Origin of the sequence: Rosenbergiella metrosideri (assembly GCF_022602565.1) — a bacterium.
GTDB classification, from domain to species: Bacteria; Pseudomonadota; Gammaproteobacteria; order Enterobacterales; family Enterobacteriaceae; genus Rosenbergiella; species Rosenbergiella metrosideri.
On record NZ_JALBCV010000009.1, the window covers coordinates 19,076 to 43,091 of the forward strand.

Below are 24,016 nucleotides of genomic sequence, written 5' to 3' on the forward strand. Positions count from 1 at the left end.
ACACCATTTTATGCAAAATGACAGGGAGAATTCCCTGCCATCGCAATTGATTTACCGATAATATATTACCACGTTTTACCGATATTAAATTGGAACTGCTCCGATTTGTCGCCTTCGTATTTCTTAATCGGTAGTGCATAAGAGAATACAAGCGGTCCAAGTGGAGACATCCATTGTAGAGCGACACCCGATGAAACGCGAATATTGCCTGGCTTACTGTAGTCAGGAATACCCAGCGCTTTCATTTCATCAGTGTTATTCCAGTAAGTATCCCAAACCGTTCCCGCATCAACAAATACAGATGTCCTTAATGAGTTAGCATACTTTTCGCTCACGAATGGCGTAGGGGTAATCAGTTCTAGACTAGTCACGGCCATCGCATTACCGCCGACCGCGTCATCAGATTTACACTTAGCATAGCTTGACGTACCACAGTTGGAACTTGAGCCATAGTTGTAATAAACCGCTTTAGGACCAATCGTGTTTGACTGGAATCCACGCACTGTACTCGATCCCCCTGCATAGAAGTTCTCGTAGAAAGGCATTTCCTTTCCACCAAGACCATCGCCATACCCAAGCCTTCCTCTTCCTAGTAATACCCAGGTACGATCCTTATTGAGTGGTAAATACTGTTGAGTATCTAGAGTTATTTTATAGTACTCGTTATCAGATCCAGGAATCGTGATTTTACCATTAAGATTGGTTTGGTTACCTGAGGTCGGGAAATAGCCTCTGTCTAGAGTATTATAAGTCCAACCTAAATTAAGCGTAAAATCGTCGGCCGAGTATTTTGTATCATCGTTGGTGAGTGAAAAACTTTTACCGACTGAGTCGAAATATTGTTTCATCGCAACTTGGGGTTGCATATTCGATAAATCGTTATGCACATATCCCAAACCTAGACGCAATGAATTATCTTCATTGATTGGGAAGCCTAAGGTCCCATCTAAGCCATAGCTACGGTTAGTATAATCGGATAAGTCATCGTCATCCGCTTTGTAATTACTGTAAAAGACACGTCCGCCTAAACTAACTCCGTCAACCGTAAAGTACGGGTCTGTCATGGAAAGCTCAGCGTAGGTTTGGTAGTCGTTTTTCGTTCCACTAATTCCTACGGTGTTACCTGTTCCCATCCAGTTATCTTGAGTCACACCAACTTGGAAGCTGACGCCACTTTCGGTACCGTAACCCACACCAATATTAAAAGTACCGGTATTACGTTCTTTAACCTTATAAATAACATCGACTTGGTCGGTGGTACCTGGAACACGTTGCGTATCCACATCAACGGTCTCAAAGTAACCTGTACGGTTTAAACGCTCTTTACCTTGGTCGACAAGGCCACTTCCTAACCATGACCCTTCCATTTGACGCATCTCGCGGCGTAGGACTGAATCTTTAGAGGTTGTATTGCCTTCAAAGCGAATTTTACGGACGTAGAAGCGGTTACCAGAATCAACACTAATATGCAGTTTGACGGTCTTGTCTGCATCATTGATCTCAGGCTGAGTCATCACACGAGGATAAGCGTAACCATAGTTCCCCAGCAGTTTTTTGATGTTATCTTCAATCTGCGTAACCTTGGTACCGTTATAAAGTTCACCTGGCTCGATTTTAGCCAGCTTTTCAATTTCGGCCGAGTGACCCGCCATATTTCCATTAACATCAACGCCAGCAATTTTATATTGGCTGCCTTCGTTAATATTAACAGTGATATAAATGCCCTTCTTGTCAGGGGTTAAGCTGACTTGGGTCGAGTCGATATTAAAACGTACATAGCCACGGTCCAAGTAGAAACTACGTAGGGTTTCTAAGTCACCAGCCAGTTTTTGTTTCTGATACTTCTGATCAGCAACAAGGTTCCACCACGGCACGTCATCCCGCAATTGGAAACGCGAGATCAGCTCGTCAGAGCTAAATGCCTTGTTGCCAACGATGTTGATCTGCTGAATCTTAGCAGACACACCTTCAGAGAAGACAAATTTGAGATCGACGCGATTACGCGGCAGTGGCGTAACGATAGCTTTAACGCTAGCGGTATACTTACCAACGCTGTAGTAGAAATCCTCAAGTCCCTTCTCGATCGAAGAGATAGTCGTACGGTCAAGCGCTTCACCAACCCTTACTCCAGAAGCCTCTAGATTTTGTTTAAGTTGATCCTCTTTGACGGCCTTATTACCCGAGAAGGTAATACTAGCGATCGTTGGGCGTTCTTTAACTTGAACAATCAGGTTATTACCATCACGTAATACCTGAACGTCTTCAAAGTTACCCGTTGCAAAGAGGGAACGAATACTGTTTTTAATGTCATCGTCGTTGACTGTATCACCAACACGTACCGGCATACTGAGCAGGGCCGCGCCGACAGCGACTCGCTGCAGGCCTTCGAAATGAATGTCTCTCACCACGAAATCGTCTGCACCGTACACGGTGGCGCTGCTGAACAGCAGCGACGCTATGAGCAATTTTTTCATCGCCATCGTTTTTTTGCGTGTTCCTAACTAATCCTCACAAGTAGATTATCGTCTACAAGCGAGAGAAATCATTGAAAAGTGCCAGGCCCATTAACAGTATTAGTAGTACTGAACCAATACGATAACTGAATGCCTGAACTCGCTCTGACACTGCCCCGCCTTTGATTTTCTCAATCAAGAGGAAGAGTAAATGCCCTCCATCTAACACAGGTAAGGGAACTAAGTTGATGATCCCTAAATTCACACTAATTAATGCTAAAAACATTAAATAGTAAATCATGCCATATCCCGCTGAGGCCCCTGCACCTTGTGCAATCGAGATTGGACCACTGAGGCTATTCAGCTTGATATCGCCTAACACTAACTTACCAAGCATTGTTACAGTAAGCTTTATCAGTTGCCAGGATTTAGTCGTGGCCTCTGCCAAGGCAGATAATGGACCATAACGGTGCTCGGTTTTATAAGCATCCGGTAGCGGTTCAACACGAGGTATTACCCCTGCAAAGCCTTCTTTACTTGAGCCCGGCTTAACGTCTGGCGTTAAGATCAACGCCACCAATCTCCCCTCGCGCTCGACGTCCACTTTTAACGGCTGTTGTGGACTGTCTTTAATTACCTTGGCAAAAAAGGCCCAATCATACACCTGCTGACCGTTGACTTTAGCGATCCTATCGCCAGCTTGCAAACCTGCTTTATCGGCTGGAGAACTTTTTTGCACTTGGGCGAGCACTTGTTCAATTTTTGGTTGAACCGGAATCAAGCCTAAGGCGACCAGGGGGTCCTGCTTTTCTGGGTCAAATTTCCACTGTCGTAAGTCGACATGTTTTTCGACCTGCCCCTGTTGACCACGCAGAGTTACCATTAGTTCAGCTGAAGTATCACCAATTTTTGATATCAGGGCTAAACGGGCAGCATCCCAGTCAGGAGTTTCGATACCGTCTATCGATTTTAGTTCCGCGCCAGCGGTTAAATGAGATTGCTCAGCGATCGAACCACTCACTACCTGCCCAATAATTGGCTTGACTGCCGGAACGCCATGCATAAAGACCAACCAATAGGCCACTATCGCAAACAGAAAATTTGCCACCGGCCCTGCGGCAATAATGGCACTGCGTTGGCCTACTGTCTTATAGTCAAACGCTTCGTGACGGCGATCTTCGGGCACTGCCTCGACACGACTATCCAGCATCTTAACGTAACCGCCGAGAGGAATAACTGCGATAACAAACTCTGTCCCTTTCTTATCCTTACGCCGCCAGATAGCAGGACCAAAACCTATTGAAAAACGCTCAACCCAAACTCCACAACGTCGCGCTACCCAAAAATGTCCAAACTCATGAACAGTGATAAGTATCGCTATAGCGACAATAAACGCTGCAAGACTCCAGAAAAAACTTCCCAAAGGTTAACTCCTTATTTCACCTGAAATATGAGTAATAGCACGCAAGTAAAGACGGGGACAGCCGCCGTCAAACTATCGATTCTATCAAGAATACCGCCGTGTCCTGGGATCAGGTTGCCACTATCTTTAATACCTGACGCACGCTTGAACATGCTTTCCGTCAGATCGCCCAACACAGAAGCTAAGGTAGCAATGACTGCACTACAGATGAGGCTAGTCGGTGCAACATTGAGGGGCGCAAAATAGGCAAATGCCCAAGCGATTACCGCTGAAGTCGCTAGGCCACCTAAACATCCTTCTAGCGTCTTACCTGGTGATACTTTCGGTGCAAGTTTATGTCGACCAAATAACTTTCCAAAGAGGTAGGCACCTGAATCGGCCCCCCACACAAGTAGAAGAACAAATAACAGCCACCAGGCACCAGCATAGCGGTCAAAATCGTAATGATATTGACGTAGGACTAGCATGCCCCAAAAAAAAGGGACTAGTGTCAAGGCACCGAAAATTAACGGTAAAAGTCTTGAACGTTCCCATAATATTTTCGATTTTGGGTAGGCAAGTACCATCAGCAATGCGACGCACCACCAGCTAAGGGAGATCCAAAGAGAGAGAGCGACATAAGGCTGATGGATATCGCGTTGATAAGGTGGCAACATAAACACCATACCGGCAAGTAACAATCCGAATACTAATGCGAGGAGAATACGTTGCAAGGGTGTCTTTAGCCCGGCGAACTGCCCCCACTCCCATGCGGCGAGCATGGTAATGGTCAAGACGACCAGAATGAAGCCATCAGCAGGGAGGAAAAAGAGTGCCGCAATAACAAGTGGTATCAGAATAATTGCGGTTAAGAGTCGAGACTTTAACAAAAAAACCCCCGGATATTAGGATTCATTGGACACGACACCGCCAAATCGGCGTTCACGCTGAGAGAAGGCATCCAACGCTCCTTGAAATTCTTGTTCATCAAAATCGGGCCAAAGCACCGGGCTAAAATAGAACTCTGCATACGCTACTTGCCATATCAAGAAATTACTAATTCGATACTCACCACCGGTTCTGATCACAAGATCCACGGCAGGTAAGTCCGAGAGGCAAAGCTGCGAGTTCAAGCTATCTTCCGTAATATCTTCTGGTTGTAGTACTCCCTTTTTCACTTGTTCCACTAGCTGTTTCACGCCATGGACGACATCCCAACGTCCACCATAGTTCGCGGCAATGTTTAAGGTCAATCCACTATTTTCTGCCGTGAGCATTTCCGCTTTAGCGATGCGGTCTTGAATTTTTTTGTTAAAACCTGAGGTATCGCCAATCACGCGTAAGCGAACATTATTTTTATGTAATGATTTTACTTCGCTCTCTAAAGCCCAGATAAATAGCTCCATTAGCGCAGTCACTTCTTGGGCCGGCCTGCTCCAGTTTTCGCTACTGAAAGCATAGAGAGTGAGCGCCTTAAGGTGGTGTTTAGCCGCAAAACGTACCGTTTTCCTAACAGCCTTAGCGCCAGCTTTATGGCCTGACATCCTTAATTTACCGCGATTTTTCGCCCAACGTCCGTTCCCATCCATAATGATAGCAACGTGTTGTGGTAAAATTTGAGGTAGCCATTCTGCTTCATTTTGGCCTTTTGACAACATATCGGGCTTTACTCTCTCTAAAAACGCATCGGTTTATTCGCAACTTTTTTCCGGTAGCCTATTCCAATCAATTAAGAGTACGCGTGAAATCAGAAAAGACGGCGAGCGACTATACCATTTTCCGCATAGAGCGACAAATCTGTTGCCCTGCAGAAAAGCCCTAGAAGAGTCTTTCTATCTGTTGACGTGCTAAGGCGCGGCTCTCTTTATCAATTTGTAAAACATCATCGATACTCTTAGGCTCGGCAAAGTGTATTAGACCTAAAACATCTGAATTAAGTGCCGCAATATCTGTGAATAAAATACGTCCCAGCAAAAATGCGGCAACCGCCACTTCATTTACAGCATTTAATGCCGTAGTAAAGGACTGACCTTTATCGCAAGCTTCGATAGCCAGTGCCAGACAAGGGTAACGTTGGTAATCCGGGTGATCAAAAGTCAAGGATTGCAGCTGGGTGAAATCTAAAGGATTACCACCGGTACTCACACGATTCGGCCATGCCATTGAGTGGGCAATCGGTGTTCTCATGTCGGGTGTTCCCAACTGCGCGATTACGCTACCATCGCGATAACGGACCATCGAGTGGATGACTGACTGCGGATGAATGATAACTTCCATCTGCGCGCGTTGGGCATTAAACAGCCATCTCGCTTCAATATATTCCAAACCTTTATTCATCATGGTTGCCGAGTCCACCGAGATCTTTCTACCCATTGACCAATTAGGATGGGCGCAAGCTTGGTCCGGTGTCTTGTGGACGAGTTCTTCTACTGGCGTCTGCCTAAACGGCCCGCCGGACCCGGTAAGAATGATGGAGTCGACACCGTTATCGCTTAAGTCACCATACCCAAGTTGTTGTTGCAAAGTCTCAGGTAAACTCTGAAAAATAGCATTGTGTTCACTATCCACTGGTAACAAACGTGCATTGTAGTCATGGACTGCATCCATAAATAATTTGCCACAGGTCACCAAGGACTCTTTATTGGCTAAAAGGACACGCTTACTTGCTTTGATTGCAGAAAGTGTCGGCAAAAGTCCGGATGCACCAACGATTGATGACATCACTTGATCGACTTCGGGTAATGCCGCCAGTTCTGATGCAGCCTTTATACCTGAAGAGACATCGATCGATAAATTTAATGTCGCCAGCCGCTCACGCAGCTCTCTCGCAGATTCATCGTCTGCCATGGCGACATAATCTGGTCGGAATTCTACACATTGCTCGGCCATCAAAGCAGAATTTTTTCCACCGACTAATGCGCTTACCTTATATAACTCAGGATTTTCTCTCACCACATCCAAGGTGTTAGTGCCTATCGAGCCGGTAGAACCCAGTATCGTTAATCGTTGCATCGACTTTCCATTCTCTTAGTGAGGTGAGAACACATCATTACCCAATGACCTAAACAAAACGCCGTAAGAAAACTCAATCACTGAGCCCTCATTACGGCGTTGTAAAGCAGAATTAATGCTTAGAAATCGAGAAGTTCTTTCTCTTTATCCGCAAGTGCAGCATCAACTTTTTTGATGCTTACATCGGTGAGTTTTTGAACATCATCTTGAGAGCGACGATCATCATCTTCACTGATTTCTTTATCTTTTAATAACGCCTTCACTTTATCATTTGCGTCACGGCGCACATTCCGCACCGAAACACGGCCTTGTTCAGCTTCAGCACGAACAATTTTGATTAAGTCTTTACGGCGTTCTTCCGTCAACGCAGGAAGTGGCACGCGAATATCGGCCCCTGCAGAACTCGGGTTTAATCCTAAGTCTGACGCCATAATCGCTTTTTCGACCGCCGGGCCCATAGAGCGATCAAAAACGTTGATCTTTAACGTTCTTGAGTCTTCTACCGTAACACTGGCTAATTGACGCAGTGGCGTAGGGGTACCGTAGTATTCGACGACAATACCATCAAGCAGTGACGGGGACGCACGTCCGGTACGAATTTTGCTGATAGCTGTTTTAAACGCTTCAACACACTTGTCCATACGGACTTCTGCATCTTTTTTAATATCGTTAATCACTTTAAAACCCTTGGATTGTTGATGCACTCCGATGACTGTCGGAGTAATTCACTTTACCTGTCACTCTGGCCGACAGCCCCGAACGAACTTATCTCTACCAGAATATACCTTATTTTCTAAGACACAGGAATTATTGCGAAATTAATGTGCCTTCATTTTCGCCCATCACAACTCGACGCAACGCACCTGGCTTATTCATGTTGAAAACACGAATCGGTAAATTATGATCGCGTGCTAGCGTAAAGGCAGCAAGATCCATGACTTTCAGCTCACGCTCTAAAACGTCTTGATAGCTGATTTTATCGTGAAGCACTGCATCAGGGAATTGAACGGGGTCGGCAGAATAGACACCATCAACTTTCGTTGCTTTTAAGACGACATCTGCTTCAATTTCAATTCCACGAAGACAGGCTGCTGAGTCGGTGGTGAAGAATGGATTTCCCGTTCCTGCTGAGAAGATAACAACTTTATTCTGGCGCAGTAGGCTAATTGCTTCCGCCCAGCTGTAGTTATCGCACACACCATTCAAAGGGATGGCTGACATCAAGCGTGCATTGACGTATGCACGATGAAGGGCATCACGCATCGCTAAGCCATTCATTACTGTTGCAAGCATTCCCATGTGGTCACCGACAACACGGTTCATACCTGCCTTCGCCAGACCGGCTCCACGGAATAAATTGCCGCCACCAATAACGACACCGACCTGAATACCAAGTTCGACTAACTCTTTAACTTCCTGAGCCATGCGGTCTAAGATACTCGCATCAATGCCAAAACCTTCAGTTCCTTGAAGCGCTTCGCCACTCAGTTTAAGAAGAATACGTTGATATACAGGTTTTGCGTTCGTCGCCATAATAGTTTATTCCCGGAAATTGGCTGAATAATAGGAGTAGTTTTCGGGTTAATCATCCCATATTTTTCGTTGAAAAAAACAGAATGAGAAAAAATCGGATAGTGTTACCGTTGACAAAAAAGAACCGCCTAACTGGCGGTTCTTTTTAGCATTAAGACTGCTTAGACATTGCTGCAACTTCTGCAGCGAAGTCAGTCTCAACTTTCTCAATACCTTCACCCACTTCAAAGCGGATAAAGCCAGTTACGTCAGCGCCTTTTTCTTTCAGCAGTTGACCAACAGTTTTGCTTGGGTCCATAACGAAGCTCTGTCCAGTCAGTGAAACTTCACCGGTGAACTTCTCCATACGGCCTTTAACCATTTTTTCTGCGATTTCTTTAGGCTTGCCAGATTGCATCGCGATGTCGAGCTGTACTTGGTACTCTTTCTCAACAACTTCAGCAGACACATCTTCAGGCTTAACGAATTCTGGCTTGCTTGCAGCGATGTGCATAGCGATTTGCTTAACCAGCTCTTCATCAGCACCGGTAGCTGCAACCACAACACCGATACGAGCACCGTGCAGGTAGCTACCTAAAACGTCGCCTTCTAATACTGCAACGCGACGGATGTTGATGTTTTCGCCAATTTTAGCGACCAGTGCAACACGCTCTTCTTCGAATTGCGCTTTTAACACTTCAACATCAGTGACTTTATCAGCGGCTGCTGCATCTAACACTTTATCAGCGAACGCTTGGAAGCCAGCATCTTTAGCAACGAAGTCAGTTTGGCAGTTAACTTCTAAGATTACAGCGTAATCGCCAGCAATCTTAGTTTTGATCACGCCGTCTGCTGCAACGTTACCCGCTTTTTTAGCCGCTTTGATCGCACCAGATTTACGCATGTTTTCGATTGCAAGCTCGATGTCGCCACTCGCTTCAGTCAGCGCTTTTTTACAATCCATCATGCCTGCGCCAGTACGCTCACGCAGTTCTTTTACCAGAGCAGCGGTAATTTCAGCCATTCTATTTTCCTCGGTTAACTGTGACCTGTTTACTTCCACTATTGGGCCTAAACAGCATCATTTTCGTAGGAGTGAATATGCATCAAACGTCTAAAAGGACATCCAATACATTGAATATACGAAGGGGCCATTGCTGGCCCCTGACAGATTACATCTGATGCCAGTACTCTTTCGAGTAAAGATTATCAGGCGTTTTCTAAAGATGCAGCTTCTGCTTGTGCAGCCAAATCTTGTGAACGCGCTTCGCGAACAGTCGTCGCTACAGCGGTCAAGTACAGGGTGACTGCACGGATCGCATCGTCGTTACCAGGGATAATGTAATCAACACCATCTGGATCAGAGTTGGTATCAACGATAGCAAATACTGGGATACCTAAGTTGTTTGCTTCTTTGATTGCGATGTGTTCGTGATCAGCATCGATAACGAATAATGCATCAGGCAGGCCGCCCATGTCTTTGATACCGCCTAAGCTGTTTTCCAGTTTAGCCAGTTCACGACCACGCATTAATGCTTCTTTCTTAGTTAACTTCTCGAAAGTACCGTCTTGTGATTGTGATTCAAGATCTTTCAGGCGTTTGATTGACTGACGAACAGTTTTCCAGTTAGTCAGCATACCACCTAACCAGCGATGGTTAACGAAGTACTGGTCACAGCTTAGTGCTGCTTCTTTAACAGCTTCGCTTGCTGCGCGCTTAGTACCAACCATTAAGATTTTCCCTTTACGAGAAGAAATCTTGTGCAACTCAGCCAGAGCGTCGTTGAACATTGGTACAGTTTGCTCAAGGTTGATGATGTGAACTTTGTTACGAGCACCGAAAATGAAAGGTTTCATTTTTGGATTCCAGTAACGAGTTTGGTGACCGAAGTGAACACCAGCCTTCAGCATATCGCGCATTGAAACAGTTGCCATTATAACCTCTAAAATTTTAATTGGGGTTGAGCCTCCATGTACCCCATACCACCGACCTTTACAGGCACCCCGGAGTATGTGTCGGTACATGTGTGTTTTGGTTTGACCTTCACAGTAAACTGCGAAAACCACCTTTCACATAATGAGTGTAAGTGATGCTTTATCTTTCGAGATGAGAGATAAAGAATCATCGGCGCGCTTTATACCATAAAATAGTCCTTGGTGCTATATTTTGTTCACTTTTAACAGGCTTCAATGGTGCTTTACGAGCGGGCTATTGGCAGCGCAGGGGCAGCCTGTGTTAACCTATGTCGCAATTATTAGGTAATCGCCAGCGCTGTGTATTCTGGCTACTATGGAAACGAAATTTATGGCTATCTCAATTAAAACACCCGAAGAAATCGAAAAAATGCGTGTGGCGGGCCGCCTTGCCGCAGAAGTGCTGGAAATGATTGGTGCACACGTTAAGCCCGGTATTTCCACTGGTGAACTGGATCGCATCTGCGCCACGTATATTACTGAACAACAACAAGCTGTTTCGGCATGTTTGGGGTACCACGGCTTCCCGAAATCGGTCTGTATTTCTATCAACGAAGTCGTTTGCCACGGTATCCCGAGCGACGAACGTCTATTAAAAGAAGGCGATATCGTCAATATCGACGTTACCGTCATCAAAGATGAATACCACGGCGATACCTCAATGATGTTTATCGTGGGTAAACCCACTATCCTAGGTGAGCGTCTCTGCAAAATCACTCAAGAGAGTCTATATCTGGCATTACGATTGGTGAAACCAGGTATTCGCTTACGTACTCTGGGGAAAGAAATTCAGAAGTTTGTTGAAGCGCAAAATTTCTCCGTGGTACGCGAATACTGTGGCCATGGTATCGGTAAAGGATTCCACGAAGAGCCACAAGTGCTGCACTACGATGCAGATGATCAAGGTGTCGTATTGCAGGCCGGCATGACGTTCACCATCGAACCGATGGTGAATGCAGGTGACTACCGAATTCGCAGCATGAAAGATGGTTGGACAGTAAAAACTAAAGATCGAAGCTTGTCTGCACAATACGAGCATACTATTGTGGTCACAGATACTGGCTGTGAGATTTTAACGCTTCGTAAAGATGAAACCCTACCTGCGGTGTTAGTCAACTAAGTAAGATCTTACCGAATTAATCATAAAGCCGGCTACCTGCCGGCTTTTTTTATGATGAGAATAAGTAAATGAGCGAGCCTGTTCCTCAAGCTTTGACTGAATTAATCCACGTTCCAGACAGCTGGCAAGACGATCAATTGCAGCGTGATAGTATTAAAGCCGCTTTAGACTGCTTTCAGCAGCGCTCCGCTGAAGCCTTTGATCAAGGCGTGGCCGTTGATGAACTTATCGCTGCGCGTAGCCATTTTATCGATCATCTCCTACAGCGACTCTGGACCTACTATCAGCTCACTGAATCGACCGAACTGGCGTTAGTTGCCGTCGGGGGCTATGGCCGTCAAGAATTGCTACCACTCTCAGATATCGATTTATTAATTCTGAGTCGCCAGCCTCTTACTCCAGCGCAAGCCCAACATATAAGCGAACTTATCACCCTACTTTGGGACATTAAACTCGAGGTTGGGCAAAGCGTTCGCACACTCGATGAGTGTCTAACAGAGGGGCTAGCAGACTTAACGATTGCCACCAATTTAATCGAATCGAGAATGTTGATCGGTGATGTCTCGTTATTTCTTGAACTGCAAAAAAATATATTTAGCGAAGAGTTCTGGCCCTCTGTCCACTTTTTTTCAGCAAAAATTAAAGAGCAAACCGAACGCCACCTTCGCTATCACGGTACCAGTTATAATCTAGAGCCCGACATCAAAAGCAGCCCAGGAGGATTACGCGATATCCATATGTTGCAATGGGTTGCACACCGCCACTTCGGCGCGACATCCTTAGATAATATGGTGCAATTCGGTTTTCTTACCGACGAAGAGCGCGATGAACTTAAAAAATGTCAATCATTCCTCTGGCGATTACGTTTTGCGTTGCATCAAACCCTAACCCGCTATGACAATCGATTATTGTTTGATCGCCAACTCTCTGTCGCAACCCGCCTCAATTATCTCGGTGAAGGCAATACCCCTGTTGAAAAGATGATGAAGGATTACTATCGTGTGACGCGCCGTATCCGCGAGCTTAATACGATGTTATTGCAGTTGTTTGATGAAGCGATACTCACTCTACCGACCACGGAACGTCCTCGCCCTATCGATGACCTTTTTCGGTTAAGAGGTGACCTGATCGAACTTCGGGATAACCAGAGCTTTACTCAATCACCCGAAACGATCTTAAAGATGTTTCTCGTGATGGTTCGTCATCCAGAAATCACCGGCATCTATTCAGCAACCTTGCGTCAACTGCGCTTAGCACTACAGCAACTGGAAAAACCGCTGTGTGATATCGCTGCGGCTAGACCCCTTTTTCTCGAGATTTTAGGCAGCAGCGGAGCAGTAAGCCGAGCATTGATGCCGATGCACCACCATGGCGTATTAGCAGCTTATCTGCCGCAATGGGAATCGATAGTCGGTCAGATGCAGTTCGATCTGTTCCACGCTTATACCGTTGATGAGCACACCATGCGGGTGCTACAGAAGCTAGAAAGTTTCGGTAAAGAAGAGGTCCGTCCACAGCACCCATTATGCGTAGAAATTTGGCAACGTTCGCCTAATCACCAAATTTTAATTATTGCGGCTATCTTTCACGATATTGCGAAGGGCCGAGGGGGCGACCACAGCCTGCTCGGCGCTGAAGATGTTCACGCTTTTGCAAAGCTACATCAACTCAACTCTCGCGACAGTGATCTGATTGCTTGGCTGGTCGAACATCATCTTTTGATGTCCGTCACCGCACAACGCCGAGATATTCAAGACCCAGAAGTTATTCGCCAATTCTCTGAAATAATGGTCAATGAACGCCAACTCAAGTTCTTAACCTGTCTGACTGTCGCGGATATTTGTGCAACTAATGAAAGTCTGTGGAACAGCTGGAAACAGAGCTTATTACGTGAGCTCTTCATTGCAACTGAAAAACAGCTGCGTCGTGGCAAAGATAAACGTCCCGATCTTCGTTCGCGGGTCAGGCATAATCGCCAGCAAGCGCTAGCACTATTGCGTATGAACGATGTGAATGAAAATCGCCTTTTCCATTTATGGAATCGCTGTCGAGCAGATTATTTTTTACGCCATACGCCGACACAATTAGCTTGGCATGCACAGCACTTGCTCAAACATAGCCTATCCGAACCCTTAGTGTTGATTAGCCCACAATCTGCAAGGGGGGGAACAGAGATATTTATCTGGAGCCCGGACCGCGCCTATTTATTCGCTACGGTTGCCGGTGAATTAGATAGGAGAAACTTAAGCGTTCACGACGCCCAAATTTTTACTAACCGTGATGGAATGGCGATGGATACGTTTATTGTCCTTGAGCCAGAGGGTTCCCCTTTAGCACCAGATCGTCATGCCTCAATCATTCAAGGTCTGACGCAATCCTTGCAGCAAGAGAAATGGACAATACCGAAAACAAGACGGACGTCATCACGCTTGCGTCACTTCACCGTTGAAACGCGCGTGCACTATTTACCTGGTCATACCGACCGGAGGACATATTTAGAGCTTGTTGCCTTAGACCAACCCGGTTTATTAGCGCAGATTGGCGCGATATTTGCTGAGCTTGATATTTCTCTCCACGGTGCTCGAATCAGTACAATTGGTGAGCGTGTTGAAGATTTATTCATTCTTGCCGACAACGAACGCCGTGGATTGAGTAAAAAAATGCGCGAGCAACTGCGTCAAAGGTTGACAGAGACCCTCAATCCAACCGATAAAATATAGTTCAAGGAAGATCGTAATGGGTAAAGTCTTTACGCTTTACCCCACACTGGTAGTTGAGTTTTATTTACTGCTTACTTAGACAATGAGAATTTTTGGGAAATTATGATGCAACAGTTAGAAAAAATTATCGAAGCTGCCTTTGAACGCCGTGCAGAAATCACGCCTAACAATGTTGACGCTGAAACGCGCGATGCCGTAAATCAAATCATTCAGCTGATCGATAAAGGTGAAGTACGTGTCGCCGAGAAAATCGACGGGGAGTGGGTAACGCATCAGTGGCTAAAAAAAGCAGTGCTTCTTTCGTTTCGCATCAATGATAACCAAGTGATGGATGGCGCTGAAACCCGCTATTTCGATAAAGTCCCTTTAAAATTCGCTGACTACGATGACGCGCGTTTTCGTCAAGAAGGCTTACGTGTTGTCCCACCTGCCGCCGTGCGTCAAGGCGCATATATTGCTCGTAACACAGTCTTAATGCCTTCCTATGTCAACATCGGTGCCTACGTCGACGAAGGAACAATGGTCGATACTTGGGTAACCGTAGGATCCTGTGCGCAAATCGGTAAAAATGTTCACCTTTCGGGTGGCGTTGGTATCGGTGGAGTGTTAGAGCCGCTGCAAGCAAATCCAACGATTATCGAAGACAACTGCTTTATTGGTGCACGTTCTGAAATCGTCGAAGGTGTTATCGTTGAAGAAGGTTCTGTTATTTCCATGGGTGTTTATATCAGCCAAAGCACGCGTATTTATGATCGTGAAACCGGTGAAGTCTTCTTTGGCCGCGTGCCTGCAGGCTCAGTCGTTGTTTCAGGCAGCATGCCAGCAAAAGACGGTAGCCACAGCCTTTACTGTGCCGTTATCGTTAAGAAAGTTGATGCGAAAACGCGCGCTAAAGTCGGCGTGAACGAGTTACTTCGTAGCATTGATGATTAATTGTCCCACTCGCTTCTTGTCTACGATATGATTGCTTCTGGACAAAGGTGAACTCGAGAGGTTAACAACTATGTTTGATAATTTAAAAAGCTTAGGGATCACCCATCCTGAAGAAATTGATCGCTACAACCTTCGCCAAGAAGCCCACCACGATATTTTAAAGATCTATTTTAGAAAGGATAAAGGCGAGTTTTTCGCGAAAAGCGTCAAATTTAAATATCCCCGCCAAAGTGAGTCGATTGATCATCTATCTGAAAAAGATGCTCAACAGATCAATCCCAACCTCTCTTATGTGATTGAAGAATTGGATCAGTTATGCCAACAAGATCCTTTAGAGGTCGATTTGAAAAATAAAATTCTGGAAGACCTTCGTCATTTAGAAGCGGTCGTTTCTAATAAGATCGCTGAGATTGAAGCGGATCTCGATCGACTTACTCGCTTTAAATAATCGTAGATAAAAAAAATCCCGCTCAATGCGGGATTTTCTTATATGATAATTAACTGCTCCGGTCAACACCTTCATCGCTATCGTAACTATCACAATATCTTAATTATTTAGAGCGCAACAACGTTTGCAGCAGAAGGTCCTTTCGCGCCGTTCTCGATTGAGAATTCGACATTTTGGCCTTCGTCTAACGTTTTAAAATCGTTGCTTTGGATTGCAGAGAAGTGAACAAACACGTCTTTGCTACCGTCTGCAGGAGAGATAAAACCAAAACCTTTACCTGCATCAAACCACTTTACTAAACCAGTCATCTTAGTAGACATCGTTAAATCCTTACTTATCGATCCGCTCAGAATGGCGAATCTGATCTGCTATACAGTAAATAGCTTATGGTCACTTTAAAAGGAGGCTCATGAGAAAGGATATCGATGGATAACGCTTGAAATGAAGACTGCTTTACTAAATTTGCTTGCATAAGGTCTGTACTACAAACCGATGTCTCTATAATAGACATACTTTTTTCCTTTGCACAACTTTTTTATCAATTAAATTTTATGCGCTGCCTTAACACAGCCCACTGCGAGTGAGTGAGCTGTGGCGAAAATAACCCCGTATCTATTGAGCCAGTAAATACAACACAGCGTTTCCACGCTTAATATTTAGGGCTAGCACGGCAGGTTTTGTATCGAGTACCTTGCGAAGCTCACCTAGGTTAGCGATCGATTGCTGATTGACCCCCAGAATAACATCGCCCTTACGTAGACCAATACGCGCAGCCGTTGAGCCAGCTTTGACCGCATCCACGTGTACGCCCTTTTGTCCATTGCTGACTAAATTACTTAACTCTGCACCTTCAATTCCAGCATAAATCGTTGCTGAAGAGACATTATCTTGACGGCTCTGTTGCAGTTCGAGTGTGACATTAATCGGTTTACCATCACGAATTACGCCAAGTGCCAGCTTAGTGCCGACAGGTAATGATCCCACCTCAGCCCGTAGGGCGGCAAAGCTGTTTAACGGCTTACCGTTCATCGACACAATCACGTCACCCGGTTTCATCCCCGCTTTTTCAGCTGAAGAATTGGGCAATACTTGGCTAATGAAGGCGCCACGCTGAGCATTAACATGAATGGCTTTTGCCAATTCAGAATTAAGCTCTGTACCCATAATCCCCAATTCCCCGCGCTTCACCTGACCATATTCAATCATCTGAGCCGTAAGGTTTTTCACCATATTGCTTGGGATAGCAAAGCCAATACCAATGTTACCGCCGTCTGGCGCGAGGATCGCGGTATTAATACCGATTAATTCACCATTAAGATTAACCAGTGCTCCCCCCGAATTTCCCCGGTTTATAGCGGCATCTGTTTGAATAAAGTTCTCGTAATTATCTACATTCAGGCCGCTGCGCCCGAGTGCTGAGACAATCCCTGACGTGACAGTCTCACCCAATCCATAGGGGTTACCAATCGCAACGGTATAGTCGCCAACTTGGAGATTATCAGAGTCAGCCATCTTAATGGCGGTCAAATTGGTCGCGTCTTTTAGTTGGATTAAGGCGATATCGGAACGCGGATCTTTACCTATAACTTTGGCCTCGAAGCGGCGTCCATCGCTCAATTGAACGGTAATTTTCGAGGCATTATCGACCACATGATTATTCGTCACCACGTAACCTTTTTCAGCATTAATCACCACTCCTGAACCTAACGCCCGAAACTTCTCTTGCTGCCCACCTTGCCCTTGATTCGGCGTTTGGCAAAGTGGTGAATTCATGAAAGGTGAGCCTTGCTGGCAAAAGGGAGTCATGTCGCCAAAAAACTGCTGAAATTGCTGATTAGCTTGATTTTTTACGGTAGTCGAGCCTTCGACACTAATGCTCACCACGGAAGGCATAATTTTTTGCAGCATCGGCGCGAGACTAGGCATTTGTTGGCTATCGGCCGATGCAGTTTGTGCCGCACTGACACTGACTGAACCCAATGCTAAACTGAGGCTGAGTGCAACCATACTGAGTGATAAAATATTTTTTTTCATAGTCGGATTCTCTTATTTTTACTTTCTCGCATCATTGCTGTGATGATTCACTTAAGAATGAAATGTATACCAATTAGTTCCTTCCCAACTCCCTGTAAAAACGTAAAAAAATATTTAAATTCTTGACACTCTTTAAACGAAATCGACGGCCATCAAACGGCGATATTCTTCCCAAGCATAGAGGTCCGTCATGCCACTTACATAATCTTGAATCAAACGATACCGGTAGTAACGCTCCCACAGCATTAAGGTCGAATGGGGAAGATGTTGACACTGCTGTAGATGGTGACAATAGGCTTTGCAATGCTTATCCGATAAGCGGTGAAAAAGTCGGGTTTCAATCGGGAAACCGGGTAATTCGTCTTCGGTAATCAGTCGATGAAAATTATCATAAGAGAGCAGCATCATCGGCTGATAAATATCTAACAGCCCCCGAATAACTCGGTAACCTTGTAACTCCAATTGCTCCACTTCCGAGTGGCGAAAAACATGTTTACGCGCCACTTTCTTAAACGTCGCTAATAATCGCCCGGCATCTCCTTGGTCTTCGAGCAGCGCATGATTAAAGCTTCCTGCAAATATCTCAGGAAGATGCTCAATAAAGCGCTGTACGGCATGTTTAACAAGCTCTCGCTGCACATACACACGTAAGGACATGAAAAATTGATCGCCTTTACTTCGCCGTTTCTTCGTTTTCGCCTCACTCCAAGCTTCCTCTACCGTGCGCGAAAATAAATCATTCGGCTGTATCCCCCCCCACTCTGTGGCTAAATACCGATAAAGTGCGTCAACATTGAAAATTGCTTTCTCCACGGCATCGTCTAAATCGGCGATACAATAAGAAATATCATCTGCGGCTTCCATAATGTAAGTCAAAGGAAAGCGATGAAACTCAGCTAGTTGCGTTTCTTTTCTCAGTTTCTCGATATAGGGTTCTTCTGATAGGTAGAATCCCGGTTTCTTCATCAATGTTGAATAGGCTTCTGGCTTTTCACCTTGCCACCAGGCCGGGGCGGTGTACTTCATGATACAGGCCACTTGGGCATAGCTAAGATTAAGCTGTAAAATAGTGTGCACCAAGCGAATACCTTGTGCATTACCCTCAAAATGGCTGAGATCGGTACGGATCTTGTCAATCAACGGTGTAAGATGGGGATCCTCGTTATTAATACCGGGGATGCCTACCGCTAAGTGCTCCTGAAACCAATCTTTCAGAGCCGCTTCCCCAAAGTGTCCAAAAGGCGGATTACCCACGTCGTGCAGTAAGCAGGCCATCTCAACTAAGCTCTCAAAACTGCGGGCAAAATTTTCAAGACCGAAGTATTCAAGTCCAGATTGCCGCTGCAGTTTCAATAAGATTTCGCGGGCGATATAGCGTCCAGCCTGCTGGACTTCAAGAGAGTGCGTCAGCCGCGAGCGAACGGAGGCATTACGTTCTAAAGGGAAGACTTGGGTTTTTTGCTGTAAACGCCGTAAAGCTGCGGAATGGATGATACGCCCGCGATCGCTTTCAAAAACCCGGCTAATTTGTTCTTCTGTCTCAGGAATACGTCCATTATTAAAAGGTCTTTTAACGCTAATCTTGTCTTTAAAATTAATCCTCACCCTCTCCTCCCCTCCGACGACATCAATTCCTTCTTACACCGTGATAGACTATGCTAACTCACATAATTGAATCCACCGTTTTAGTAGGAAATACCATGAAGATAGGCATTATTGGAGCGATGGAGCAAGAAGTTACGCTGCTCCGCGATAAAATCGAACAACGCCAAACGCTTAGTTTAGCAGGGTGTGAGATCTATACCGGCACATTGCATGGCGTCGATATTGCGCTATTGAAATCAGGGATTGGTAAAACATCTGCCGCATTAGGGACGACATTGTTACTTCAACTCTGCAAACCTGATGTGATCATCAATACCGGTTCAGCAGGTGGCTTAGAGAGTAGTCTTAAAATCGGTGATATCGTGGTCTCAAGTGAAGTACGCTATCACGATGCGGACGTCACCGCATTCGGTTACGAGCCTGGTCAAATGGCTGGCTGTCCCGCAGCTTTCCAAGCAGACGAAAAGCTTACCTCAATAGTAAAAACGTGCGCGGCAGACTTAGCGCTACACACCGTCACTGGGTTGGTCGTCAGTGGTGATGCATTCGTTAATGGGGCTGAAACCTTGTCTCGCATTCGCACGACTTTCCCGCAAGCTATTGCAGTGGAAATGGAAGCGACAGCGATAGGCCATGTCTGCCATCAATTTAAGACACCTTTCGTGGTTGTCCGCTCGATCTCCGATGTGGCCGATCAGGCTTCTCATTTAAGTTTCGACGAATTCCTGACCATTGCCGCCCAACAGTCATCGTTATTGGTCGAAGCGATGGTTAAGAAACTCGGCTAGTGTCGAAAAAAAATCCCGCTCTACGCGGGATTTATCAACTATAAAACTTTACGCTAACTCACAAATTAGCCGTAAAAAATTCACATTAGCCCGACGTTTTTTTAAAGTCAGGAATGATCTTTTTATCAATCAGTTGATCGAACAACCAATAAAAACTTTGCTCGGTGGATTGATAATCCATAAACCCCGCTAACCGGCTCTTCGTCATATCAGTGAAGGCCTCGAAAGGTCGACCAAGATCGGCGTCGGTGTGCCACCATGACGCAAGCTTATCCGCCTGCTTCGTCTGCAACTAATATTTCTCCGCGATCGCTGCCCACAACTGTCGGGCATCAGCCAGCTGCATTATTGTATCAAGTGGCGTTGCATGACCTGGATAGACACCAGACTCAATACCAAAATAATTCGCCAGCCGCGGCCATAACCATTTCCAGCGAAAATGCTCACCATTAACGATGTTGAACGCTTCATTCTGTGCATCGACGGCATCTATTGCCCAGATCAATTGACGGGATAAAATTCCTGCATCCGTAACATCTGAAACGCCCTGCCATTTTTAGGAGAACCTGGAAAAACAAAAGGCCATCCTTGTTCACGGCAGAGTGCCGCGTACACCGCAAGGGCCTGTCCCATATTCATCGCATTACCTTGAGCAGCCCCAATAACTGTGTGTGAACGATGCACGCTGCAGCGGTAACCATAACGTTCAGCCCCAGCAAAAATCTCATCCTCCTGCGCATAGTAAAAATTATCCACAGGTTGGCGTGGTTGCTCTTCTCTAAACGGCGTAATAACAGTTTCCGCTGCGCCGTAAGCCTCGAAGGGTCCCAGATAATGCTTAAGCCCAGTGACCAGTGCTACGTGACTGCTGGATAAGCGATCGCCTAGGGCATCGATGACATGCCGTACGATTGCCCCGTTTACGCGGATATTTGCTTTCTCATTCTCTTGGCGAGGCCATACAGTAAAAAATACCGCATCCGGCCGCTGATCACATAGCGCGACAGTCACCTGCTCCACGGAGGTGAGATCGGCAGTGAGCCCATGCACACCTTCCGGTAGAGGTGACTGCCCGCGAGAGAGATTCGTCACCTCCCACTCTTGTTGCATTAGCTCAAAAGCGAGAACGCTGACTGTAATACCACTGTAACCGATAATAAGTGCTTTTTTGCATGGAACCTCCAAAAGTAAGTGTATCGAATTAGCTTAGCCGAGAATTAAAAGCTCATCTGAGGTAATATTTCACATTACTTTTGAATAGAATTCACAAATATGCACGATTAGCGTTTTAAAAACATCCATCAATTTATTGCTTGTGTTCAAACGGGAACTTTCACTGAAGCGGGGAAGCAGCTACATCTCTCTCCTTCTGCCATCAGTAAGGCAATTCAAGCGTTAGAGCTACGACTTGATTACCGATTATTCGATCGCACAACGCGAACGTTACAGCTGACCGATGCGGGCAATACGTATTACGAAACCTGTCTACAGATCCTCAGCCAGTTAACCGAAACCGAGACCGCGTTAAAATTGAGTCGAGACTTACCCACCGGAAAAGTTACCCTCGCGCTACCGGAGACCTTTGGAAAAGTGGTGGTGCTGCCGATACTTTGTTCGTTAATGCAACGCTATCCAGAATTACGCCTGACCTTACATTTCTCGGATACATTACTCGACCTGAAGCAAAAGAAGATCGATATCGCTGTACGGATAGGGGGGGATATAGCGCTCGATACACAGGAGGGGTTCCAGCATTTTGGCTACGAAAAAATGGTCTTTTGCGCAAGTCCAGACTTTATCGAAGAAAACGGTATGCCGAATACGCTAAGTGCACTTTGCGCCCAACATATCGTCGGCTATCAAGCGCAAAACGGGAAAATGAAACCGTGGGTTATCCCCACGAATAGCCATCCACAAGCTTGGCATCCTTCCCACTATCGCTTGATCGTTAACCATACTGAAGCACACCTAATGTCAGTCGGCCAAGGGATTGGCGTGGCACAATTGCCTTATTGGTTAATCAAAGAAAGGCTAGAGCGAGGGGAGCTAGTGATGATTCTGCCGGAGGTCAAACTGGATGGATTAGCCTTAACTTTACGTTATAAAGTCGCGCAACAGTCATCCCCGAAAATTCAGGCCGTGCTTAACACATTACACTCATTAAGCTTGGTAAATTGACGGGGAGAAAGCTTAGACGCTGAAGGAAGAGCCGCATCCGCAGGTGGTTTTTGCATTAGGATTGGTAACGATAAAGCGAGCGCCTTCAAGGCCTTCAGTATAATCGACAGAACCGCCGACGAGATATTGCAGGCTCATTGGGTCGACCACTAAGGCCACACCTTGTTTCTCAATGGTCATATCGCCATCGTTGACTTTATCATCAAAGGTGAATCCGTATTGGAAACCACTGCAGCCACCGCCCGTGATATATACCCGTAATTTTAATTCTGGGTTATCTTCATCAGCAACTAAGGTTTTGACCTTATTCGCCGCTGCATCAGTAAATTGTAACGGCACATTAGCCACGTCATCGCTCATTATTCTGCTCCAAAAAGAGAGGGTCAACTTACAACCTTATCCCTCTATTATCAGTCAGCATAGCTTCGCAATCAAGCCTACAACTAAACCAACCGTGCCGTGAGACGCCCCATCCTTCATCCTGCCATTAACAGCCTGGGGCATTTTCCATTACACTGTGGGGTATTCTTTCTCTGTTATGCAGGAATCTGTCATGAATAAGTCTGAAACACTGTTTCAAGAAGCGCAATCCGTTATCCCAGGCGGCGTAAACTCACCGGTCCGAGCGTTTTCAGGGGTGGGGGGGACCCCTCTGTTTATTGAGCGCGCAGAGGGAGCTTATATCTATGATGCCGACGGTAAAGCCTATATCGACTATATCGGTTCATGGGGCCCTATGGTACTGGGACACAATAACGCGGAAATCCGTAATGCCGTGATCGAAGCGGCTGAACGGGGCTTGAGTTTCGGTGCCCCTACCGAGATGGAGGTCAAAATGGCGGAACTGGTCTGCGATCTGGTTCCTTCGATGGATATGGTGCGTATGGTGAACTCTGGGACAGAAGCAACGATGAGTGCCATCCGTTTAGCACGTGGGTTTACTCATCGCGATAAGCTTATTAAATTCGAAGGTTGCTACCATGGCCATGCCGACCACTTGCTTGTTAAAGCGGGTTCCGGCGCCCTAACTCTTGGACAGCCTAACTCTCCAGGTGTCCCGGCAGATGTGGTACGTCATACCCTGACTTGTACTTATAACGATCTTGATTCCGTTCGCCAGGCCTTCGAGCAATATCCTGACGATATCGCTTGTGTGATTGTGGAACCTGTTGCAGGAAATATGAACTGCATCCCACCACAACCTGGATTCCTACAAGGCCTGCGTGATTTATGTGATGAATTCGGTGCGCTATTTATTATAGATGAAGTGATGACCGGTTTCCGCGTTGCTTTAGGCGGTGCCCAAGCGTACTACAATGTCACACCAGACCTTACCTGCCTTGGAAAAATTATCGGCGGCGGTATGCCTGTCGGTGCCTTCGGGGGCCGTAAAGACGTGATGGAAGCGCTTGCGCCATTAGGGCCAGTTTATCAAGCGGGTACGCTTTCTGGTAACCCTATTGCCATGGCAGCCGGCTATGCATGTTTAAAACAACTTTCTCAGCCAGGTGTTCATAGCACGCTGACTTCTCTGACGAAACGCCTCTGCTCAGGACTCCAGCGAGTGGCTGAGCAATACGCTATTCCATTAGTGACCAATCAGGTGGGTGCGATGTTCGGTTTATTCTTTACTGAAGATAAAGAGGTCACCTGTTACGCGGATGTGACGCGTTGCGATACCGAGCGCTTTAAGCAATTTTTCCATCTGATGTTAGAAGAAGGCGTCTACTTTGCCCCTTCAGCCTTTGAAGCGGGCTTCATGTCGCTGGCTCACAGTGAAGAAGATATCGATCGTACAATCGAAGCGGCTCGCCGCAGCTTTGCAAAATTAGCGTAA

General features: G+C 46.0%; 20 protein-coding genes and 2 pseudogenes. 8 read left to right on the forward strand and 14 right to left on the reverse strand.

From position 1 onward, the window contains the following. Positions 1-65: 65 nt before the first annotated feature. The 9 genes from bamA to rpsB all read right to left on the reverse strand — a co-directional run bounded on the left by bamA (position 66) and on the right by rpsB (position 10,314). Positions 66-2,480, reverse strand: coding sequence for an outer membrane protein assembly factor BamA (gene bamA, locus MKR94_RS10195; protein WP_241646810.1), 2,415 nt, complete (start codon positions 2,478-2,480; stop codon positions 66-68). Between the two features lie 46 nt (positions 2,481-2,526). Beyond that, positions 2,527-3,876, reverse strand: coding sequence for a sigma E protease regulator RseP (gene rseP / locus MKR94_RS10200; protein ID WP_241646811.1), 1,350 nt, complete (start codon positions 3,874-3,876; stop codon positions 2,527-2,529). 11 nt (positions 3,877-3,887) lie between these two features. Next, positions 3,888-4,745: a phosphatidate cytidylyltransferase gene (gene cdsA, locus MKR94_RS10205; RefSeq protein ID WP_241646812.1), complete on the reverse strand. Its 858-nt coding sequence runs from the start codon at positions 4,743-4,745 to the stop codon at positions 3,888-3,890. Between the two features lie 15 nt (positions 4,746-4,760). Then, positions 4,761-5,513 carry a (2E,6E)-farnesyl-diphosphate-specific ditrans,polycis-undecaprenyl-diphosphate synthase gene (gene ispU / locus MKR94_RS10210; RefSeq protein WP_241646813.1) on the reverse strand — a complete coding sequence of 251 codons (753 nt, stop codon included), beginning with the start codon at positions 5,511-5,513 and terminating at the stop codon, positions 4,761-4,763. A gap of 160 nt (positions 5,514-5,673) precedes the next feature. Beyond that, the gene (gene ispC / locus MKR94_RS10215) at positions 5,674-6,867 is read right to left on the reverse strand and encodes a 1-deoxy-D-xylulose-5-phosphate reductoisomerase (protein WP_241646814.1); all 1,194 of its coding nucleotides are present in this window, start codon (positions 6,865-6,867) and stop codon (positions 5,674-5,676) included. A gap of 119 nt (positions 6,868-6,986) precedes the next feature. Further along, positions 6,987-7,544 carry a ribosome recycling factor gene (frr, locus tag MKR94_RS10220; protein ID WP_062811997.1) on the reverse strand — a complete coding sequence of 186 codons (558 nt, stop codon included), beginning with the start codon at positions 7,542-7,544 and terminating at the stop codon, positions 6,987-6,989. Between the two features lie 130 nt (positions 7,545-7,674). Next, positions 7,675-8,400, reverse strand: coding sequence for a UMP kinase (gene pyrH, locus MKR94_RS10225; protein WP_241606220.1), 726 nt, complete (start codon positions 8,398-8,400; stop codon positions 7,675-7,677). Between the two features lie 151 nt (positions 8,401-8,551). Then, the gene (gene tsf / locus MKR94_RS10230) at positions 8,552-9,403 is read right to left on the reverse strand and encodes a translation elongation factor Ts (protein ID WP_214216564.1); all 852 of its coding nucleotides are present in this window, start codon (positions 9,401-9,403) and stop codon (positions 8,552-8,554) included. A 185-nt stretch (positions 9,404-9,588) separates the two neighbouring features. Beyond that, positions 9,589-10,314, reverse strand: coding sequence for a 30S ribosomal protein S2 (gene rpsB, locus MKR94_RS10235; RefSeq protein ID WP_214212045.1), 726 nt, complete (start codon positions 10,312-10,314; stop codon positions 9,589-9,591). Between the two features lie 370 nt (positions 10,315-10,684). Between rpsB and map the strand changes: the two genes are divergently transcribed. From map to MKR94_RS10255, 4 genes are all read left to right on the forward strand, one after another. Next, the gene (gene map, locus MKR94_RS10240) at positions 10,685-11,473 is read left to right on the forward strand and encodes a type I methionyl aminopeptidase (protein ID WP_048911556.1); all 789 of its coding nucleotides are present in this window, start codon (positions 10,685-10,687) and stop codon (positions 11,471-11,473) included. 68 nt (positions 11,474-11,541) lie between these two features. Then, positions 11,542-14,193 carry a bifunctional uridylyltransferase/uridylyl-removing protein GlnD gene (glnD, locus tag MKR94_RS10245; protein WP_241646815.1) on the forward strand — a complete coding sequence of 884 codons (2,652 nt, stop codon included), beginning with the start codon at positions 11,542-11,544 and terminating at the stop codon, positions 14,191-14,193. Between the two features lie 105 nt (positions 14,194-14,298). After that, positions 14,299-15,126: a 2,3,4,5-tetrahydropyridine-2,6-dicarboxylate N-succinyltransferase gene (gene dapD / locus MKR94_RS10250; protein ID WP_241585672.1), complete on the forward strand. Its 828-nt coding sequence runs from the start codon at positions 14,299-14,301 to the stop codon at positions 15,124-15,126. Positions 15,127-15,196: 70 nt separating this feature from the next. Beyond that, entirely contained in the window at positions 15,197-15,574 is a 378-nt protein-coding gene (locus MKR94_RS10255; protein WP_241646816.1) for a DUF3461 family protein, read from the forward strand. Between the two features lie 107 nt (positions 15,575-15,681). Here the strand turns inward: MKR94_RS10255 and cspE are convergent, their stop codons facing one another. From cspE to dgt, 3 genes are all read right to left on the reverse strand, one after another. Next, a complete protein-coding gene (cspE, locus tag MKR94_RS10260) occupies positions 15,682-15,894 on the reverse strand; it encodes a transcription antiterminator/RNA stability regulator CspE (protein WP_241585676.1) in 213 nt (70 codons plus the stop codon). A 292-nt stretch (positions 15,895-16,186) separates the two neighbouring features. Further along, complete coding sequence (gene degP / locus MKR94_RS10265; protein WP_241646817.1) at positions 16,187-17,608, reverse strand: serine endoprotease DegP; 1,422 nt, start codon at positions 17,606-17,608, stop codon at positions 16,187-16,189. A 132-nt stretch (positions 17,609-17,740) separates the two neighbouring features. Beyond that, positions 17,741-19,213: a dGTPase gene (gene dgt / locus MKR94_RS10270; protein WP_241646818.1), complete on the reverse strand. Its 1,473-nt coding sequence runs from the start codon at positions 19,211-19,213 to the stop codon at positions 17,741-17,743. Positions 19,214-19,308: 95 nt separating this feature from the next. Here dgt and mtnN point away from each other — a divergent pair, with 95 nt between their 5' ends. After that, positions 19,309-20,001 (forward strand): 5'-methylthioadenosine/S-adenosylhomocysteine nucleosidase, encoded by a 693-nt coding sequence (gene mtnN, locus MKR94_RS10275; RefSeq protein ID WP_241646819.1) that lies wholly within the window; start codon positions 19,309-19,311, stop codon positions 19,999-20,001. 85 nt (positions 20,002-20,086) lie between these two features. On the opposite strand, the pseudogene MKR94_RS10280 reads toward mtnN, so the two are convergent. After that, positions 20,087-21,186: pseudogene (locus tag MKR94_RS10280) on the reverse strand (SDR family oxidoreductase). A 111-nt stretch (positions 21,187-21,297) separates the two neighbouring features. Here MKR94_RS10280 and MKR94_RS17175 point away from each other — a divergent pair. Together MKR94_RS17175 and MKR94_RS10285 are read left to right on the forward strand one after the other, a co-directional pair. After that, a pseudogene (locus MKR94_RS17175) lies at positions 21,298-21,453 on the forward strand (helix-turn-helix domain-containing protein); the annotation flags it as partial. 78 nt (positions 21,454-21,531) lie between these two features. Further along, on the forward strand, positions 21,532-22,179 hold the full coding sequence (locus MKR94_RS10285) for a LysR substrate-binding domain-containing protein (RefSeq protein WP_241646820.1): 648 nt from the start codon (positions 21,532-21,534) through the stop codon (positions 22,177-22,179). A gap of 12 nt (positions 22,180-22,191) precedes the next feature. Here the strand turns inward: MKR94_RS10285 and erpA are convergent, their stop codons facing one another. After that, on the reverse strand, positions 22,192-22,539 hold the full coding sequence (erpA, locus tag MKR94_RS10290) for an iron-sulfur cluster insertion protein ErpA (RefSeq protein ID WP_241646821.1): 348 nt from the start codon (positions 22,537-22,539) through the stop codon (positions 22,192-22,194). Positions 22,540-22,732: 193 nt separating this feature from the next. Between erpA and hemL the strand changes: the two genes are divergently transcribed. Beyond that, positions 22,733-24,016 carry a glutamate-1-semialdehyde 2,1-aminomutase gene (gene hemL / locus MKR94_RS10295; protein WP_241646822.1) on the forward strand — a complete coding sequence of 428 codons (1,284 nt, stop codon included), beginning with the start codon at positions 22,733-22,735 and terminating at the stop codon, positions 24,014-24,016.

Excerpts from the sequence above, each read along its gene's own strand:
- bamA (WP_241646810.1), bottom strand. The coding sequence starts at position 2,480 with ATGGCGATGAAAAAATTGCTCATAGCGTCGCTGCTGTTCAGCAGCGCC.
- ispU (WP_241646813.1), bottom strand. The coding sequence starts at position 5,513 with ATGTTGTCAAAAGGCCAAAATGAAGCAGAATGGCTACCTCAAATTTTA.
- ispC (WP_241646814.1), bottom strand. The coding sequence starts at position 6,867 with ATGCAACGATTAACGATACTGGGTTCTACCGGCTCGATAGGCACTAAC.
- pyrH (WP_241606220.1), bottom strand. The coding sequence starts at position 8,400 with ATGGCGACGAACGCAAAACCTGTATATCAACGTATTCTTCTTAAACTG.
- tsf (WP_214216564.1), bottom strand. The coding sequence starts at position 9,403 with ATGGCTGAAATTACCGCTGCTCTGGTAAAAGAACTGCGTGAGCGTACT.
- rpsB (WP_214212045.1), bottom strand. The coding sequence starts at position 10,314 with ATGGCAACTGTTTCAATGCGCGATATGCTGAAGGCTGGTGTTCACTTC.
- map (WP_048911556.1), top strand. The coding sequence starts at position 10,685 with ATGGCTATCTCAATTAAAACACCCGAAGAAATCGAAAAAATGCGTGTG.
- glnD (WP_241646815.1), top strand. The coding sequence starts at position 11,542 with ATGAGCGAGCCTGTTCCTCAAGCTTTGACTGAATTAATCCACGTTCCA.
- dapD (WP_241585672.1), top strand. The coding sequence starts at position 14,299 with ATGCAACAGTTAGAAAAAATTATCGAAGCTGCCTTTGAACGCCGTGCA.
- MKR94_RS10255 (WP_241646816.1), top strand. The coding sequence starts at position 15,197 with ATGTTTGATAATTTAAAAAGCTTAGGGATCACCCATCCTGAAGAAATT.
- cspE (WP_241585676.1), bottom strand. The coding sequence starts at position 15,894 with ATGTCTACTAAGATGACTGGTTTAGTAAAGTGGTTTGATGCAGGTAAA.
- degP (WP_241646817.1), bottom strand. The coding sequence starts at position 17,608 with ATGAAAAAAAATATTTTATCACTCAGTATGGTTGCACTCAGCCTCAGT.
- mtnN (WP_241646819.1), top strand. The coding sequence starts at position 19,309 with ATGAAGATAGGCATTATTGGAGCGATGGAGCAAGAAGTTACGCTGCTC.
- erpA (WP_241646821.1), bottom strand. The coding sequence starts at position 22,539 with ATGAGCGATGACGTGGCTAATGTGCCGTTACAATTTACTGATGCAGCG.
- hemL (WP_241646822.1), top strand. The coding sequence starts at position 22,733 with ATGAATAAGTCTGAAACACTGTTTCAAGAAGCGCAATCCGTTATCCCA.